Below are 770 nucleotides of genomic sequence, written 5' to 3' on the forward strand. Positions count from 1 at the left end.
ACCCTTCATTATCTTATGAATGTCAAGTATGGTTCGTTCAGACAAATTCTTTTCACTTGCCAGCATGATATAGAATTTCTCAATCTTGCTTGTATTGATCTTGCCTAATTCAAAGTTCCCAAGCTCTGAGTTAATGTGGAAGTCCTCATGATTTGCTTTATTTGAATCCGCTTGCCATTCTCATCTTTTCCTGCATCCACGACAAAATAATAAGTACCTCTTGTTTCATCTTTTTTCACGCCCATCTTTTTTCGCCTCCATAGTTTTGTTCAACAAAAAAGAACCAAGGTCAATTGACCCTGGCTCCTATAAAACAAAAAGGCTGCAATCCATTATATGGACTACAGCCTCAGTATAACGCTATTGATACTCTTCAACAGTCAATTCTGGAGACTTTGATAAATTCTTCGTCCATGTCATTTGAATCATCACGCTTTCATTCAGAATGATATATGTAATCGGGAGTGTGTCCCGTTTGAAGGCTCATGCCTTCATATTACCGCTCCAGAACGCTATTTAAACAATTAAAAACAGCCACCTTCAAAACATTGGGAAGATGGCTGTTTATGATTAATTTCAAGTTCAATCAGATCAATTGATAAGTTTAGATTCTACAGAGGTTTATTAACTCTATGTCTAATTTTTTTGTATCCAAACCATATACATATACATATACATATGCCAACGCCAGTCAGGATAAGGAGGGTTGGAACGACCTTTGACTTCTTTAAATCGACTGAATCAATAAATTCATCGTAGCAGTCTAGTAC

General features: G+C 36.4%; 1 protein-coding gene. It reads right to left on the reverse strand.

Features of this window, described 5'->3' with window-relative positions:
• Positions 1-104 precede the first annotated feature (104 nt).
• Positions 105-245 (reverse strand): hypothetical protein, encoded by a 141-nt coding sequence (locus tag AC1DWB_RS36530; RefSeq protein WP_477545934.1) that lies wholly within the window; start codon positions 243-245, stop codon positions 105-107.
• Between the last annotated feature and the right edge of the window lie 525 nt (positions 246-770).

The organism is Paenibacillus sp. P4_E11 (assembly GCF_056401635.1).